The following is an 18075-nucleotide window of genomic DNA, read 5'->3' as shown; positions in this document are numbered from 1 at the left end:
TGAAAAATGGTATTTAGAAATAATTAAAACTTATTTATTAAAACTTGATCAATAACCTCTTCGATTGTGATTTGTAAATGATTAGGTAACAAGTTATCTTTTGGCAATACAGCGAGATATCGATCATTATTAGAACTATAAACCTGCTTAAAAATAGGAGAATCTAATATTAGTTGATTGCAAAATTCAATAATAAGATCATAGTGATGTATAAGATTAGTGCTACCTAAGTGATAAATACCTGTTAGGTTTTTGTTAATGATATAATGTAATTGTTGTGTTAGTTTTGAGATTGTAGTAGCATTGATAATTACATTAGGAAAAACCTCTATAGGAGCATTAAACTTATGCGCATTTTTAAGATGTAAAACACGAGGACTGGTAGCTCCAAAAATCATAGGAATCCTAGCAATAACATAATTTTGTTTAGGCATACGCATTAATGCGTTCTCTATTTTTATTTTAAAACGACCATAAACACTTTCACTAAAAGTTTTATCATACTCATAAGAAGGATAATTAATAAACGAATCAAAAACATTTGCACTAGACAAAAAGATAAGATGTGCACCAGTTTGATTACACCAATCGATGAGATCCAAGTGAACGGTGATTTGCGCAGCAAAATTACCTCGTAGAGATGCAATAATAATACTAGGATTAATAGTATCTATTATAGAAAGAATAGTATCTTTTTCTTGATCAAATAAAAAGAATTTTTGATTGTCATCAAGATGTGGAGTAGGAGTATAATAAGTACCATAGGTATCATAATAAGAATGAAGCTCTTTATAGAGCGCATTACCTATAAAACCACTAGCACCAAGAATTAAGATCCTTTTCAAAATAAAAATGACATATGATAAGATAAGCTAAACCTCAATACATAATATTGAAATTTAGCTTATTAAAAGTTATATAATTAACAGTAATTAACCTTTATAAAAAGGCAATTTAACAACTGTAGCAGGAATAGCTTTTTTACGTATTTGGATATTGATTTTTGAACCTACACTAGATAAATCTTTAGGGACATAACCTAAACCAATACCTTTACCCAAAGAAGGTGACATAGTACCAGAAGTTACTACACCAATAGCATTACCTTCATCATCAACGATATTATAATCTTGACGAGGAATGCCTCTTTCGTCCAATTCAAAAGCAATTAGTTTACGAGAAATACCAGCTTCTTTTTGAGCTTTTAAAGCATCAGCATTAATAAAGTCTTTAGTGAATTTTGTGATCCATCCTAAACCAGCTTCGATAGGAGATGTAGTATCATTAATATCATTCCCATATAAGCAATATCCCATTTCAAGACGTAAAGTATCACGAGCAGCTAATCCTATAGGCTTAATATCATGAGCAGCACCAGCTTCAAATACTTTAGCCCAAACTTGTTGGATATGCTCATTCTTACAATAAATTTCAAAACCACCACTACCAGTATAACCAGTAGCTGAGATAATAATATCATCTACACCAGCAAAATTAGCAATTTCAAAAGTATAAAATTTCATAGCAGTAAGATCCACTTCTGTAAGCGATTGCATAGCTTCTGCAGCCTTAGGACCTTGAATAGCCAATAACGAATACTCATCAGATGCATTGCGCATTGTAGCCCCCATAGTATTATGACTACTAATCCAATCCCAATCCTTTTCAATATTAGAAGCGTTAACAACTAATAAATAATTTTCGTCTGCAATTTTATAAACAATAAGGTCGTCAACTATTCCATTTTTATCATTTGGTAAACAACTGTATTGCGCTTTACCATCAACAAGTTTTGAAGCATCATTAGAAGTTACCTTCTGAATCAAATCCAAAGCATTAGGACCAGTGATAAAAAATTCTCCCATATGAGAAACATCAAATACACCAACACCTTTACGAACGTTTTCATGTTCTATATTAACTCCTTCATAAGAAACAGGCATATTGTATCCTGCAAAAGGAACCATTTTTGCACCCAAAGCGACGTGAGTTTCTGTTAATGCAGTATTTTTCATTTGTTTAAAAGTTTTTTAGTATAGTGTATAGTTTTAGTTGACCATCATAACGATTGCCGAATGTATGAAACTTTATGTAGCTATCCAATGGCTTTATGATTTTATACAAGAACAGAACGTATTTTAAATAATTTTATGTTTTACCAATACTAGAAAAGTAAAAATGATATTCTTTTTTTAGAAGAATAACTACTCAAAATAAATAGATTAGGAACTTTAAAATCAAAAAATGAAGAAGAATTTAATAGTTTCTTTGTTTTTTTGTATAAAAAACGTATTATTTCCGACTATAAGAATAGTTTTTTTAATTAATTTATATACTAAAAATTAGTTCTCAAAGTTATTACGAAAAACACATTAATTATCATTATGAAATTACACTATTTATTCCCCCTATTATTAAGTGTGATGTTGATTACTAATAAGACTGAAGCACAGTCAGATGAACCAGCATCATTATCTGAAATAATATCTACAGAAAAACATTTTGTAGGAAAATTAACAGGATATGAGCCTATAAATAAAAAAATCGATCTTGGTAGTAGAAATTCTGAAGAAGAAAGAAAAATTGCTGCTGAGTATCTTTTTGACTACTTAAAAGAAAATGATCTTGACGTAAAAAAGCAAGAGTATAAAATTAAGCATAATGACGTTGCCTATAAAGGAATAAATATTTATGCAGTAATCGATGCACAAGAAAAAACAGACGAATATATTGTTTTAGGAGCACATTATGACTCTGCTCAAGGTAGTCCAGGAGCAAATGATAATGCAACAGGAGTTGCTTTAGTACAATTTATTGCCCCAAAATTGGCAAACATAGAGAATAGAAGTAAAAATATTGTTGTTGTTTTCTTAGATCAAGAATTAGAAGGATCTATAGGGAGTATGGCTTTCGCCGAAAAAATCAAAGATAGAGGTGATAAGGCAAAAGTACATTCTGTACACATCATAGATCAAATTGGTTGGGATAAAGATGGAGATCAAGCAATAGAGTTAGAATCTCCTAATTTAGAAGTTGAAAGTGCTTATCGAGTTGAGTCTAAAATGACGGTATATAAGAATAACCAAAATAAAGATGCTCGTCAGATATTTACTGAAGCTGGATTTAATACTGTAGGAGTTACAGAAGAAGTTAGCTCAGGAGATACTACTCCATATCATAATCACAGAGGTGATGCATATGAGACAGTAAATTTTGATTTTCTAGCCTCTACGACACAAACAGTATACAAAGTATTTAAAGAGTTTTTAAAATAAAAACTCAAACTAGTTGAGATAGAAAAACCCTAGGAATCCTAGGGTTTTTTCTTTTTATGAACATAAATAATGTTTTAAATCTGCATAGTTATTTATAACAATACTCTTTTTAGTTTTATGTAATACTTCTTGTATTTGTATAGGTATTGCTATAGTGGTATTCAAAGTTTGTTCTACAATATCCTTAAATTTAATAGGATGAGCAGTTTCAAGAAATACACCATAGTGTTCCTTTGATAAATGGTGATGTTGTAATCCTAAATAACCTATAGCCCCATGAGGATCTGCTATATATTTATAAGTTGAAAAAAGATTGTGAATAGCCTTTTTTGTCAAAGTATCATCAAAACTATACGAAGAAAATTCTTGTTTTAACTTAGCAACATCTTGATGATATAAGTTTAAAATACGAATAAAATTACTAGGATCTCCTACGTCCATCGCATTAGAAATTGTAGCCACAGATGGTTTAGGAATATAATTATTGGTTTTTAAAAATTGAGGAACCGTATCATTGCTATTAGTTGCAGCAATAAAATGATTAATAGGTAGTCCTAATTTTTTAGCTACAATTCCAGCACAGATATTCCCAAAATTTCCACTAGGGACAGAAAAAACAAATTTCTTGTTTTTATGCTTGAGTTGTTTGTAAGCAAAAAAGTAATAGAGCAATTGCGGAAGCCACCTAGCTACATTAATAGAGTTTGCAGAAGTGAGTTGTCGATGAGATTGAATTTCTGTATCGAGAAAAGCTTGTTTTACCATAGCTTGACAATCATCAAAAGTTCCCTCGACCTCAAGAGCAGTGATATTATTACCTAGTGTAGTAAGCTGTTTTTCTTGAATAGCACTTACTTTACCGGAAGGATATAAAATAACAACATTAATGCCTTTAACTCCTAAAAAACCTTTGGCAACGGCACCACCAGTATCACCAGAAGTAGCTACAAGTACTGTAATCTCTTGTTTTTGATCTTTGATAAAATAGGATAAACATTGAGCCATAAATCGAGCACCCAAATCTTTAAAAGCCATGGTAGGACCATGAAATAATTCAAGTGTAGCTAAATTTTCATTAAGCTCAACTATAGGGAAATCAAAAGATAAGACTTCTGTAAGAATGGACTTTAAATCTTTTTCTGGAATTTCATTGCCGACAAACTGTTTTATTGCTTCATAAGCAATAGTATTATTGTTCATAGTTTCAATTGCATCAAAAAACAATGGTGATAATGGTGTAATCTGTTCAGGAAAGTATAATCCTTTATCAGGAGCTATACCTTTAATAACAGCTTGCGCGAAAGAAACTTTTGGAGAATTATGTTGTAAACTATAATATTTCATGAGGACAGAGTTTTGATACCTTGAGTATTGATTTTAGAAATATGAATCTCAAAATCAATTCCGGTATGTTGGTATACATTTTTAATAGCTTGAGCTACTTGTTGGGCTGTTTGATAGCCTCTATTTAAGGTGAAAATAGACGGGCCAGAGCCAGAGATTCCACAACCTAAGGCTCCAGTTGATAATGCTACTTCTTTAACGGTTTCAAATTCGGGAATTAATATGGAACGTAAGGGTTCGATAATGACATCGTCAAGACTACGACTTATAAGATTGTAATCTTCTGTAAACAAACCAGAAATAAATCCACCAAGATTTCCCCATTGCGTGATAGCTTTTTTAAGTGCTACATTTTGCTTGATAATGGCACGAGCATCGGCTGTTTTAATTTCAATTTGAGGATGTATTACCGTTGCAACAAGTTCTTTTGGACTAGGTAACTTTAAAACATCCAAAGGAGCATACGAACGTACAAAAGTAAAACCACCTAATAGCGCAGGAGCAACATTATCTGCATGTGCATTACCGCTAGCAAGTCGTTCTCCTTCCATGGCGAAGGAGATTAACTCATGTGGAGTAAATGGATTACCTAATAAATGATTGACAGCCCATACAGCACCAGCACTACTAGCCGCACTACTACCAATACCGCTTCCAGCTTTGATACGTTTATGGATTTCAATATCAACTCCTACAGGTTGATTTAAAGCTGCTACCAATGCATTGACAGCTACTCCGGCTACATTTTTGGTCGTTTCTAGTGGTAATTGAGCACCAGTGATCTTTGTGATTCTAATTTCGTTTGATGCTGTTAAAGTTAAGGTCATTTCGTCACCTATAGTATCTAGACAACACCCTAAAACATCAAAGCCACAAGATAAATTAGCTATAGTAGCAGGAGCAAAAATACGTATTGATTTCATGATAATAATTGACTTAAAATGTAAAATTAATTTCTTCCTACTCTAATAATATCTGCAAAAATTCCAGAAGCAGTTACATCAGCCCCAGCTCCAGCTCCTTTTACGATCAAGGGTTGAACAGGATAACGATCGGTAAAAAATAAAACAATATTATCACTACCTTCTAAATTATAAAAAGGATGATGTTTGTCGATTTGTTGTAGTCCAACAGATGCTTTACCATTTTCAAATTGTGCTACGTATTTTAATCTACAATCATTAGCTTCGGCTGTAGTAATGAGTTGATCAAAATGATTATCATGTTTGGATAAAGAATCATAAAAATCAGTTACAGTAGTTGTAGCTAAACTTTCTTCTGGTAGAAATGAATTGTTTTCAATGTCATTTAATTCTAGAGTATACTCACTTTCTCTAGCCAATATTAATAACTTACGAGCTACATCGATTCCGCTTAAATCAATTTTTGGATCAGGTTCTGTATATCCTTCTTCTTGCGCTTGCTTTACAATATTGCTAAACTTTTTTCCTTTAGAATAATGGTTAAAAACAAAGTTAAGACTTCCAGAAAGTACTGCTTGAATTTTATGTACAGTATCCCCAGATGCAATCAAGTTGTTTAAAGTGTTAATAATAGGTAAACCTGCACCCACATTAGTTTCATATAAAAAAGGAGCATTATAAGTAGCAGCGAGTGTTTTAAGCTCTTGATAATTTTCAAGAACATCTGCACAAGCAATTTTATTACAAGTTACTACGGCGATACTTTCCTTTAAATAATACTTATACATTCCTGCAATAAGTGGGGTAGCAGTATTATCTATAAAGATGCTATTACGTAAATTCAATTGCTTTATATGTTCAAAAAACGCTTTAGGATCTGCTGTTTCTCCTTGAGATAACAATTCTTGCCATTGATCGAGATCGATACCATTTTCATTAAATAGCATTGTTCTTGAATTAGATAATCCAATCACGCGTATTTTTAAATGTAATTTAGACTTAAGATATTTTTTTTGCTGTTGTAATTGATCAAGTAACTTACTACCTACATTACCTACACCAGTAATAAATAAGTTAAGTTGTTTGGTTTTAACCTCAAAAAAGCGTTCATGTAAAGTGTTTAGTGCTTTTTTTACATTCTTTTTTGCAATGACAACAGAGATGTTTTTTTCTGAAGATCCTTGAGCAATTGCGCGTACGTTGACATTGTTTTTACCCAAAGTACTAAACATTTTTCCGCTTAAACCTTGGTGTTTGTACATTTGATCACCTACAAGTGCAACAATAGCAACATCGTCTTCTATATGTACGGGAGCAACTTTATGTTTTGATATTTCGTAAGCAAAAACAGTATCTAGAGCTTCTTTTGCTCGTTGCGCTTGTGTTTTTTGGACAACAAGACAAATAGAATGCTCAGAAGAGGCTTGAGTAATTAAAATAACATTGATGTGTTCAAGAAATAAGGTTTCAAATAAACGTTTTGAAAAACCAGGAATACCAATCATTCCGCTACCTTCTAAGGATAAAAGAGCAATATTGTCAATATGACTAATACCCGTAACAATATTAGGTTTTTTAGGAGCGTTTTTTGAAATTAGAGTACCGTGATCTTTTGGCGCAAAGGTGTTTTTAATAAAAATAGGTATAGCTTGATCTAATACAGGTTGTATTGTAGGCGGATACACTACTTTTGCTCCAAAATGAGATAATTCCATAGCCTCTTGATAAGAAATATGAGGTATAGGTTTTGCTTGTTTTACCAATTTTGGATTAGCAGTATACATACCACTTACATCTGTCCATATCTCTAGGGAACTGGCTTGTAATGCAGCAGCGATGACAGCTGCTGTAAAATCGGACCCACCTCTGCCTAGAGTTGTTGGATTACCATTAATATCACGAGCAATAAATCCAGGACATAAAACAATGCGATGTAGATTGTTTTTATCAAATACTTGTAGGCGATGATTAGTTTCTTCATAGACTATAGCCACTTTTTCGGTAGGAGTAGTAATGATAAAATCACGAGTATCTTTGAGTATGAGATCAAATTCTTGAGCTATTGCAGCTTCGGCAATAATATAAGAAGATAATAGCTCACCAAAACTAGCTAGAACAGAGGAGGTTTTAGGTGTTAGTTCATTAAGCAAAGCAATTCCTTCGCATAAAGCATCTAATTTATTGAGTGTTGTTTTTACTTTACTTAAAATCGCACTTTGAGCAGTAATAGGAATCAAATCTTTAATACAATCAAGGTGACGTTGTTCAATGATTTTAAGTGTTTTTTTGTAAGATTCATCATTGATTGCAGCTTGTTTTCCTGCTTCAAGTAAAAGGTCGGTTACACCTCCTAGAGCAGAGACAACAACATAAGTTGTATCCTCACTAGCTTTTTGATTGATAATAGTTAATACTTGTGCTATAGCTTGTGCATTAGCAACAGACGAACCTCCGAATTTTAGAACGTTCATAATGTGGTGGTTTAAAAATATATAATAATTGATTAATACTGTATGATATATAGATACAATAGTATATAGGTTGTGATAATATGTAATAAGATAACCCCTAAGGGGTAATAGTAATGATAGATGTAGTAGTGGTAGAAGTATACACAGCTATTGTATCTATACTTGCAAATAAAGAGCAAGCAGATGCAAAAGAAGTTGATATGAACTGTGTCTTATACATTTAGTCTTAATAATGTAATATCAAATGTATAATTTTTTATTTTTAGAAAAAATTAATCGGATAAAAAAGGGAAACTTTTATTAATACGATAAAAATAAGCCTTTAAAAATAGCAAATAACTAAAAACTAGACCTGTGAAAATATTTTCTGCAGAACAAATGCGTGCAGCAGATGCTGTTACAATTCAAAATAACCAAATATCTTCATTAGATTTAATGGAGCATGCCGCTACTCAAATTTTTAATTTAATTCATCAACGATTACAAGGAGCGCAAATACCTATACATGTATTCTGTGGAATAGGAAAGAATGGAGGAGATGGATTAGTTATTTCTAGACTACTAGTTGAGTATGGATACAATGTACATACACATATCGTTAACTTTAGCGAAAAGCGTTCTAAGGAGTTTTTGGTTAACTATGATCGATTAAAGGCGATTTCAAAAGAATGGCCTAGTCAGATCAAATGTGAAGATGATTTTCCTGAATTAAATAAAGAAGATTTAGTCATTGATGCTATTTTTGGTATAGGACTTAATCGACCTATTGTAGACTGGGTAAAAACATTAATAAAGCATATTAATGCTGCTAGATGTTTTACTCTTGCGGTAGATTTACCTTCTGGTTTATATACAGATAAGATGCCAGAAGATAGAGAAGCGGTGATATATGCTTCTATAACAATTACATTTCAATTACCTAAACTAGTGTTCTTTTTACCAGAGACAGGAATTTATACACATGAGCTAGAAGTGATAAATATAGGTCTGGATAGTATGTTTTTACAACAAACACCAGGTATAGCTCAATTGATCGCTAAACATGAAGTAATGCCTATTTATAGGCCTAGACATAAATACGCACATAAAGGTGATTTTGGACATGTTTTAGCGATAGGAGGTAGTTATGGTAAAATAGGAAGTATTACCTTGACTACAGAAGCTGCATTAAGAATTGGAGCTGGTTTAACTACTGCGTATGTTCCAGAATGCGGATATGATATAGTACAGACAGCAGTGCCAGAAGCAATGGTAATTACAGATGATGAGGATGATTATATTATAGAGATTAAGTATGATATAAAACCTTCTGTAATAGCTTTGGGACCAGGTATGGGAACTCATGATAAAACTAAGGAAAGTTTAAAAAAACTATTAAAAGATGTTGAGACTCCTATGGTTATTGATGCTGATGGAATAAACATGATAGCTTCAGATAAGGAGTTAATTTCATCTATTCCAAAAGGAAGTGTACTAACACCTCATCCTAAAGAATTAATGCGATTAATAGGAAGTTGGGAAGGTGATTTTGATAAACTTGAAAAAGCAAAAGCATTTTCTACAACTCATGATTTGATTTTGATCATTAAAGGGGCTAATACCCTAACAATTTACAAAGATCAAATTTTTGTAAATACCACAGGAAACCCAGGTATGGCTACAGCAGGAAGTGGTGATGTGCTTACCGGAATGATTGCAGGATTAGTTGCTCAAGGATATAATACACTAGAAGCAGCAGTTTTTGCAGTGTATTTGCACGGAAGCGCAGGAGATTTAGCTATTCAAGAATTAGGTTATCAAGCATTATTGGCAAGAGATATTATAAAGAATATAGGTAAGTCGTTTATAGAACTTTTTAAAGTGACTAATCCCAATACACCACAACAAAACGGACAACAATAAAGATAAAAAGGCTAGCTTTTATAAAAGCTAGCCTTTTGTTTAGTAATTATAAGATAAAAGGTTTATCGAATAAAAGTAACCTTTGCAATTTTACCATTAACAACTTCATAAATAGCAGTAGCTCCAAAGGTAGCTCCGTTTGCAGTGACCATTTCTTCATCTATTACTTTGTTACCTTGCACTATTCTTTTAATGATTTTGCAATGCAAATCAGGAGTATTTTTAAAAAAGCCTTCATAAGCAGCTTTCATAGTCTTTTTACCTTGATAATTTAAGGTATTAGGAAAATTATAAACTTTAACATCTTTGCTATAGGTTTTTAAAAAAGCGTCAATATCTCTATTATTATAAGCCTCTAGTTGTTGCTGGACGATGCCTTCTGGTGAAACTTCTGCAACAAGAGCAAGTTTTGTTCCAGAAGGATTAACAGCCATACGTGTAATATTTTGTATGTTTTTATCTAGTATAAAAGCATATGAAGACCAGTTCTGATCTTTTTTAGGTATATAAGATAAAATCATTTGTCCTTTGGCCATAAGAATTGTTCCGTCTGGTGTCCAACACATATCTTCTACTTCAGGTAATGTAGCAATTAGTTGTTGGGTCTCTTTGGTCTTAGGGTTCAAAGAGCGTATTTTCCATTGTTCTTTAGATTTATCAATATAGCTTACCAATTCGGTATTAGGGATCTTATGTAAAGATCTACCAATATTTTGAGCTATGGTATCGTGTTGTTGTTTTTTAAGATCAGAAACAACTAAAGATGAAGAATCACCTAATACAAAAGAAACTAATTGGTTAGGAGTAACCCATGTATGGTATCCTATAACAAGTTGTTGGTCAATAGGAGTTGAAGTTCCTTTTTTAGGGTGATAACTATATAAAAATTGCCTACCATTATCATCTAGGCGAATAGCCGATATTTTTTGTTGTTGTAGTATACGAGTAGGAGAATATTCGCTACCATTAGGAGTGTCAGTGATCCATGTAGAAGTTTTGGTATCGATATCATATTTTAAAATATCTGTTTGTCCGTTACGAGTCGCAGCATATAAAAGTGTAGTATCATCCCAAAAAGAAGGTTGATTATCATATCCCTCATTATTAGAAACATTGATATGATTTGTTAGATGAATCTTTCCATCTTTTTTCTGTATATCAAAAAGATGAACTTCTGTATTAGATTGAGCATAAGTAAATATGCTTAATGTACTTAAGAATAAAGCGAATATAGATGAACGCATGATTTATTTTTATGTGAAATATACAGAAATATATGCATATGAGTAAAATATAAAAAACAAGTATCTTTAAAGAAGATAGAGTGAACATAAAAACTAATCTCTATATTTCGTGATAATGAAATCACATAAATAGCTTACAACAACTATGATCATTATAGAAAGAGAAATATCAGAATATACGCATCATAACATAATTCTAGGGATATTTGAAAATATAGAAATTGCTAATAAAGCAAAAGAAGCATATATAGCGTATTGTAAAGACAATGATAGATGGGATGAACAAGCCTATAAAGAAGTAAATTTGAATGAAGATATCATATTAAAGGATATTTCTAGGTGGTTAGATGTGGATGAAAAAGTAATAGAAGCTGTTTTGTATGTAGTGAGTTATTTTATGGAAGGCTTTGGACAAGTAACTAGAGTAACAGAAAAAATATATACAAGTGGTGATGAGGCAAAGAAATTTGTTGATTTAAAAAATACAGAAGAACCAGAATACGAACCTTGTTGGTATAGCATCAAAGTGATAGAAATCAATAAAATATATTTTGATGAATAATTAAAGTTATGAATAGCTATGAATCTAATTCTGGAAAATACTCGAGAAGTTGAATATTATACAAGTTTGAAAATTATTGAAAAATGGATGGAAATAGAACTTTCTGATTATGATTGGCATTTTTCTGATATTGAAGGAGGTTGGGGAATTCAAGATCCCAGTTGGATTACTGGGCAAGAATTGAAATCTAAAATTCACGAGTACGATTATCAATTTGTATGGGCGGTAATTTCAGCATATCCATTAGGAACCAAACCTAAATTGAACCCTAATCCTTATGCAGATGGAAATCCCGATTTTTGGACAGCTTCTGCTCAAAAACAACTTGAGGATGCTCTTTTTGAAATAGTTTGTTGGGATGGTAGTGCAACACTTTTTATAGGTTTACCTGATGAATTGGGAGTAAAGATTTGTAAAAATGCTCCTGGAATTAAAAACCTTGATGAATTTAATATTTTCCATAATTAAAAACACAATAAAAACTCGTTTAAAATAACATGTCTAAAATTATATTCTATAGAGAGAAGTTTAATCTTACCCAACAAGAGCTTGCAGAAAAAGCAGGTGTATCAGTAAGAACAATTCAAAGAATTGAAGCTGGAGCAAAGCTTAAAGGACATACATTAAGTGTTATTGCTAAAGCTTTAAATGTTAGTATAGACGAACTTGTAGAATCAAAAAATGAAAAAGAATTAAACATAAAATTAATTAAACTAATCAACCTATCATCATTACCTTTTGTTGTAATTCCGTTAGCCAATATTCTTATTCCGCTACTGCTGATACATATAAAAAAAGAAAAGAATGTATTGACAAAACAAATTGTTTCGGTTCAAATAATGTGGACGATTATTGCTAGTATTCTTTTTATACTTAGTCCATTTGCTAGTAGAATATTTTCATCAGGAATAAAGCTTACACTTCCTGTATTGATGATTTCTGTTTTAGTAAACATAGTTATTATACTAATAAATACTAGAGCATTAGATAAAAATAAAAAGATGCGAATATATCTGGATTTTAGCTTTATATAAAACTGTTAAGGTGTTCTGGAGAAGGGGTATAAATTAGGAAAGAAGATAAATTTTCGAAGAGAATGGATAAGAAAATAAAAAAGCAAATTGAATTACACACTGCTGGAGCAACAGTAAGGCATAATAATCCTTTTTCTGGATTAGACCAAGTCATCAAAATAATCGTTAAAGAATGTAACTTTTTAGAAATGAGAGTAGTCTTATAAAACATGAATAAGACAATCAACAATACTGCGTTACCCAATACAAAAGGTTTTTTATTAGATCTAATTATTTACATCACAATAATGTTTTTAATTAGAGAAGTATATTTTCAAGAAATTGGCTTTTTAATTAATGGACTTATGTGGTCATGTGTTACCTTATTAGTAGCTACATGGAGAATGAAAATACGAGGAGTGAGTTGGAAAGATATAGGTTTAGTAAAACCTAAAAGTTATAAAAGAACACTTGCAATCTCGATAGGAATATTAGTAGTGACAATGGTATCGATTGTACTTTTTCATCTGATTAAAGATCATTTGCCGTTTTCTTTGGGAGAAGATAATTATGCAGAAAATTCTGCAACTAAGTTTGGAGCATTAAAAGGAAATTGGTTATTATTTTTCAGTATTATGCCTGTAGTATTAATTGAATCTATGCTAGAAGAATTATTAGATAGAGGTTTTTTAATTAATTGGTTTGAACGTCTTTTTTCATCCACAACATTTGCTACAGTTATTGCAGTACTATTACAAGCGTTAATCTTTGGATTTAGACATACCTATGATTTATCTGTTAGATCAATAACAGTTGGTATCATAGGCCTGATTATGGGGATAGCTTATGTAAAGTTTGGGCGTAATTTATGGCCATTGATTATTGCTCATGGGATACTTAATACAATCTCTATGATGGATAGAGTATAGCTTTAAATGAACATTTTGACTCTTAGCTTAATACGAAAAACGAGTATTGGGTTTTGTTGTAACAATGACCATACTTAGGCTACTTATAGATTGATATCAAATCTAGTTTAGCAAAATGAAAACAAAATTATTAATGACTTTAAGTGCTATTTTTTTAGCATTATTAGGAATACTTTTCTCTTTTTTACCCAATGAAATAGCTACATATTTAAATATCGAACAAAATGCTATTACAATTCTCTTTTTTAAAATGTTAAGTGCTTTGTATTTAGGATTCGGAATTTTAAATTGGATGGCAAAAGGAACATTAATAGGCGGGATATATAACCGACCAATTGCTATAGGAAATCTGATGCATTTTGGTGTAGGAGCAATAGCATTGATAAAGATGCTCTTTATAATAAAAACACATTCAGAAATAATTATTGTTCTAGCAGTATTATACACCGTATTTGCTTTGTTTTTTGCGTATGTATTTAGAACAAATCCTTCAAAAGCTAATAAATAAAAAAGAAGAATAATGTTAAGATTAGAACCTACAATTGAGCTTAAACCTTGGGATTATCTAGGAGATAAAGTTCACAAAATCATAGGAACAGATAGTTGGAAAGAATATTGGGATAATTTTCTTAAAACAATTAATCTTATCCCGGTGTATTCGGGTTCTTTGAACATAGCTATAAATCAAATAGAGGATGTTGAGGTAATTAAAAAAATAGCCAATATAGCTATCAATGATGGATTATCTATAAATGATATATACGAGAAAACTATTCCATTAGAAGGAGGTTATGTACTCTTTGAAAATGATAAAATAGTAGTTATGCCTCAATGCTGTTGTAATTTAGGAGATCTTAACTATTGGAAAGAATTAGCTAGTATAGCATCTACAGATTGGTATAATTTATCAATGGGACATGCGTTAATGTATGGGAGAAAAACTGAAGATGAAAATGTTATTGAAATCAAAGAAGTTGCCGAATATGGGGACTATGAACCTATAATAGAAAAAGTTAATAAAAAAGATTTAGAGGAAGCCTTAGTAGTAGCAGAACAAAAAGTTGAAGTCTTTGAAAATAAATTTGTGTTATACTTAGATGATATATTAAATGATCACGAATTATCAATTAAAATAGGCAAAAAACTTTTAGGAAAGAGCTAGAAGGAAAAATAAATAATCTTGATGATATGATGAATATTTAATAGAGATAAATTAGCATGTGGTAAAGGATTTTACTAGCAAAATAAGTACAATAAAAGGAATGTTGTACTACCTTTCAAGTATAATTAAAACCCCTATTTATGAGAATAATACTTTATTTTTTAGCCTTAATTTGTTTTACGTCATGCCTCAACGACAATGCTAAGAAAAGCGAAAAACAAATAGATAATTTAACAGTAGAAGAAAAGGAGATTATTCAAACTTTTTCTGAAGTCGATAGTTTATTAAAAAGTGATAATGGGAATTTCTGGGGAAAACAACTTTATGGAAGTATAATTTTGGTTGACCCTATATCGAAAATCTTTTATTCAAATGAGAATAATCCAACTAATGATTTTAAACAAATAAGAACAATATTTAGTGATAGTTTACCTGCAAATATTACTATTGCCAATACAGCTATAAATTGGAATAATAAAAGATGGTCTATGGTAATGCTTCCTTTACCAAAAGATAAAAACACTAGAAACAATCTAATTATTCATGAATTATATCACAGACTTCAACCTGAAATAGGTTTTGGAAATATAAAAGAATTAGACAATAAACATTTAGATACATATAGAGACCGATTATTACTAAAACTAGAATTAGAAGCACTAGAAAAAGCATTGAGTAGTAATGATAAAAAAATAAAAATGCAGCATGTTCAAAATGCATTGATTTTTAGAAATAAAAGACATGAAAATAAAGAGATTAAAAATGCAGAAAATTCATTAGAACTTAATGAAGGCTTAGCAGAATATACTGCAATTATGTTAAGTGGTAGAGATGGTCAAGAAATGACAACACATTTTACACAATCGAAAAGAGATTTTTATACTAATCCTACATTTGTTAGATCATTTGCATATCAAACAATTCCTCTTTATGGATATATGTTAGCATCAAAAAATAAACAATGGCATAGAGCAATAGATAGTACTACTAACTTAACCGATTATTTTAATAAATCATTTCAGGAGACACTAGAAACTGAGAAAAGTAGCGAAGAAATTGCAATAGAATTTAAGTACAATTATTTAGAAATTAAAGAAGAAGAAACTAAACGAGAAAATACTAGACTAGAGAACATAAAAAGACTTAAAGTTAAATTCTTAGAAAATGCTACTTTAGAATTAGCATTTAAAAATATGAATATTTCGTTTGATCCAAGAAACATCACACCACTTGATAATTTAGGAACAGTATATCCTAATATGAAAGTAACCGATGATTGGGGGAATTTAACTGTAAATAATGATGCTCTTTTAGCTTCAGATTGGAGCAATGTAAAAGTGACTGCACCTACAGAAATTACAACAAAGATTGTTAAAGGAGATGGATGGGAGCTTGAATTAAATCCAAAATGGCAAGTTAAAGAAATTGATAATACATTTAAATTAGCTTTAATAAAAGAATAATTGAATAGTACATAGATTAAGAATGCCAATTTATATCATATAAGTTGGCATTTTTAGTTTATGTTTTTTGATTATTTTGCGATCATCAAATAATTATTTAAAAAGTAAAATGGAAAAATTCATCAATTTTAAAACAACTTATTTTTTCTCTACTATGGGCAGGTATTTAGGACATATAATAACCTTAATAGGTATAATAGGACTATTTACTAAAGGAATAGAAACAGTTATTTTTTGCGTAGTTGGCTTAGGGTTAAGTTTTACACGATTTGGCGTTTTAATAGATAAAGAAAACAATAAATTAAAAGAGTATACTAGTGTTTTTTGGATTAAATTAGGAGGTTGGGAACCATTGAATCATTATCCATATATAACAGTACTGGAAATTACTGAAAAGCAAACGATGTATAGCAACTCTAATGTAGCACATTCAAATAAAAATTTAGTATTTAGAATTACACTCTTAAATGAAAATCATTATTCTAAGATAGTACTAAAGCAATTAAAAGATAAAGAGCTAGCCCATAAAGAAGCTGAGAATATAGCAAAAGTTATAAATGTAGAAAAAGTGATCTATAGCCCAGGATAGAATCATTTATCAAATAAAATATTCAAGAAAAATTAATAATAATAAGTTAGTGTGTTTCTAAAGCTTCTCTTCAGAATGGTTTTTAGAAATACACTAATGTTTTGATACAATTAAGACTCCAGTAAGAATAAAATCAATTCATTAATACTATAAAAAAACATAAATCATGAAAAAAACGATGACTCTAATGATGCTAATTTTAGTATCAATATATACTAATGGACAACAAGCTAATAAGAACTCTATAGATGTTGCTATAGGATATGGATTAAGTCTCCCTTATGATGATATTGATATCACAGCAACAGGGTTTTATCTACAAGGGGAATATGCATATAAACTTACCACATGGATGGATGTAAGACCATATGTGGGATTAATCTTAACAGAATATAACGAAGACGATGATTTTCCTTTTACATCAACACCTACGCTAAGCACCAATGCTGTTTTGATAGGAGGAAAAACACAAATTACAGCACCAATTCCGTGGGTAGCACCTTATATAGAAATAGGTATAGGAGCCTCTTTTGGTTCTTTTGAAACTGTTACACCCTATACTAATATAGATGAAAGCGGAGTATTTATGCATATTCCACTTACTTTAGGATTAAAATTAGGGCCTAAACACAATTTTAATTTTGCATTTGCATATTATTTTCACCCAGATTTAGAACAGTTTTCTGGAGCTACTGCCATAGGAGTTTCTTTTCCTCTAAATTAAAGAAAAGCATACTTAATTATACGTATTGTGATATAAGGATTTAAATTATATGGTTTTAATCAAATTAATAAGATCCTCCTTTTGTACTACACCAGATTGTTTCCAGATTTGTTTTCCATCTTTAAATAAGAGTAGGGTAGGAACACTGCGAATTTGATATTGAGAAGCTAATTTTTGGTTTTTATCTACATCAATTTTTACAATCTTGATCGTATCACCTAATTCTTCTTTTACTTGTTGTAATATAGGAGCGAGCATTTTACAAGGGCCACACCAAGTGGCATGAAAATCAATTAAAACAGGGATATCAGCATTAATGATTGAATGAAAAGTATTCTTCATAAAATAGTATTGTAAAGTAAAAATATACTTTTACAGCACTTATTTCTAATATGTTGTGTTAATATCGATAAAATGCATGAAATAGTATTTAAAATGAACTTTATCGACCTAAAAATGAAATAGGAATATTAA

The 18075-nt window shown here is 30.7% G+C and carries 19 protein-coding genes; 12 read left to right on the top strand and 7 right to left on the bottom strand.

The features are described from left to right. Positions 1-23: 23 nt before the first annotated feature. Positions 24-845: a sugar nucleotide-binding protein gene (locus tag ACYEKI_RS14640; protein ID WP_459211946.1), complete on the bottom strand. Its 822-nt coding sequence runs from the start codon at positions 843-845 to the stop codon at positions 24-26. 87 nt (positions 846-932) lie between these two features. Beyond that, positions 933-2015: a glycine cleavage system aminomethyltransferase GcvT gene (gene gcvT / locus ACYEKI_RS14635; RefSeq protein ID WP_459211945.1), complete on the bottom strand. Its 1083-nt coding sequence runs from the start codon at positions 2013-2015 to the stop codon at positions 933-935. Between the two features lie 369 nt (positions 2016-2384). On the opposite strand from gcvT, the gene ACYEKI_RS14630 reads away from it, so the two are divergent. Next, on the top strand, positions 2385-3275 hold the full coding sequence (locus ACYEKI_RS14630) for a M28 family metallopeptidase (protein ID WP_459211944.1): 891 nt from the start codon (positions 2385-2387) through the stop codon (positions 3273-3275). A gap of 54 nt (positions 3276-3329) precedes the next feature. On the opposite strand, the gene thrC is transcribed toward ACYEKI_RS14630, so the two are convergent. Genes thrC through thrA form a run of 3 tightly spaced genes read right to left on the bottom strand, consistent with a single transcriptional unit; the run spans position 3330 to position 8013 of the window. Further along, the gene (thrC, locus tag ACYEKI_RS14625) at positions 3330-4619 is read right to left on the bottom strand and encodes a threonine synthase (protein WP_459211943.1); all 1290 of its coding nucleotides are present in this window, start codon (positions 4617-4619) and stop codon (positions 3330-3332) included. Then, positions 4616-5542 (bottom strand): homoserine kinase, encoded by a 927-nt coding sequence (locus ACYEKI_RS14620; RefSeq protein ID WP_459211942.1) that lies wholly within the window; start codon positions 5540-5542, stop codon positions 4616-4618. Before ACYEKI_RS14620 ends, thrC begins: the two co-directional genes overlap by 4 nt. Positions 5543-5568: 26 nt before the next feature. After that, positions 5569-8013, bottom strand: coding sequence for a bifunctional aspartate kinase/homoserine dehydrogenase I (gene thrA, locus ACYEKI_RS14615; protein WP_459211941.1), 2445 nt, complete (start codon positions 8011-8013; stop codon positions 5569-5571). Positions 8014-8367: 354 nt separating this feature from the next. Here thrA and ACYEKI_RS14610 point away from each other — a divergent pair, with 354 nt between their 5' ends. Beyond that, a complete protein-coding gene (locus ACYEKI_RS14610) occupies positions 8368-9915 on the top strand; it encodes an NAD(P)H-hydrate dehydratase (protein WP_459211940.1) in 1548 nt (515 codons plus the stop codon). A 62-nt stretch (positions 9916-9977) separates the two neighbouring features. Here ACYEKI_RS14610 and ACYEKI_RS14605 read toward each other — a convergent pair whose 3' ends face one another. Next, a complete protein-coding gene (locus ACYEKI_RS14605) occupies positions 9978-11159 on the bottom strand; it encodes a nuclear transport factor 2 family protein (protein ID WP_459211939.1) in 1182 nt (393 codons plus the stop codon). Between the two features lie 145 nt (positions 11160-11304). Here ACYEKI_RS14605 and ACYEKI_RS14600 point away from each other — a divergent pair, with 145 nt between their 5' ends. The 10 genes from ACYEKI_RS14600 (at position 11305) to ACYEKI_RS14555 (ending at position 17601) form a co-directional block, all read left to right on the top strand. Then, positions 11305-11721 (top strand): hypothetical protein, encoded by a 417-nt coding sequence (locus ACYEKI_RS14600; protein ID WP_459211938.1) that lies wholly within the window; start codon positions 11305-11307, stop codon positions 11719-11721. A gap of 18 nt (positions 11722-11739) precedes the next feature. After that, complete coding sequence (locus tag ACYEKI_RS14595; RefSeq protein ID WP_459211937.1) at positions 11740-12189, top strand: hypothetical protein; 450 nt, start codon at positions 11740-11742, stop codon at positions 12187-12189. Between the two features lie 29 nt (positions 12190-12218). Next, positions 12219-12755 (top strand): helix-turn-helix domain-containing protein, encoded by a 537-nt coding sequence (locus ACYEKI_RS14590; protein WP_459211936.1) that lies wholly within the window; start codon positions 12219-12221, stop codon positions 12753-12755. A gap of 62 nt (positions 12756-12817) precedes the next feature. Further along, entirely contained in the window at positions 12818-12961 is a 144-nt protein-coding gene (locus ACYEKI_RS14585) for a hypothetical protein (RefSeq protein WP_459211935.1), read from the top strand. A 3-nt stretch (positions 12962-12964) separates the two neighbouring features. Then, the gene (locus ACYEKI_RS14580; RefSeq protein ID WP_459211934.1) at positions 12965-13663 is read left to right on the top strand and encodes a CPBP family intramembrane glutamic endopeptidase; all 699 of its coding nucleotides are present in this window, start codon (positions 12965-12967) and stop codon (positions 13661-13663) included. A gap of 115 nt (positions 13664-13778) precedes the next feature. Beyond that, entirely contained in the window at positions 13779-14171 is a 393-nt protein-coding gene (locus ACYEKI_RS14575; protein ID WP_459211933.1) for a hypothetical protein, read from the top strand. Positions 14172-14183: 12 nt separating this feature from the next. After that, positions 14184-14825, top strand: a complete 642-nt coding sequence (locus ACYEKI_RS14570; protein ID WP_459211932.1) for a hypothetical protein — start codon at positions 14184-14186, stop codon at positions 14823-14825. Positions 14826-14965: 140 nt separating this feature from the next. Next, entirely contained in the window at positions 14966-16288 is a 1323-nt protein-coding gene (locus tag ACYEKI_RS14565) for a hypothetical protein (RefSeq protein WP_459211931.1), read from the top strand. A 109-nt stretch (positions 16289-16397) separates the two neighbouring features. Next, positions 16398-16877 carry a hypothetical protein gene (locus ACYEKI_RS14560; protein WP_459211930.1) on the top strand — a complete coding sequence of 160 codons (480 nt, stop codon included), beginning with the start codon at positions 16398-16400 and terminating at the stop codon, positions 16875-16877. 166 nt (positions 16878-17043) lie between these two features. Then, entirely contained in the window at positions 17044-17601 is a 558-nt protein-coding gene (locus tag ACYEKI_RS14555; protein ID WP_459211929.1) for a hypothetical protein, read from the top strand. 45 nt (positions 17602-17646) lie between these two features. On the opposite strand, the gene trxA is transcribed toward ACYEKI_RS14555, so the two are convergent. Continuing rightward, complete coding sequence (gene trxA, locus ACYEKI_RS14550) at positions 17647-17943, bottom strand: thioredoxin (RefSeq protein ID WP_459211928.1); 297 nt, start codon at positions 17941-17943, stop codon at positions 17647-17649. Positions 17944-18075 lie beyond the last annotated feature (132 nt).

The sequence above is a fragment of the Aquimarina rhabdastrellae genome (genome assembly GCA_947387485.1).
GTDB lineage: Bacteria > Bacteroidota > Bacteroidia > Flavobacteriales > Flavobacteriaceae > Aquimarina.
Note: the sequence above shows the minus strand (reverse complement) of the source record. Positions and strands in the feature narration are given on the sequence as shown.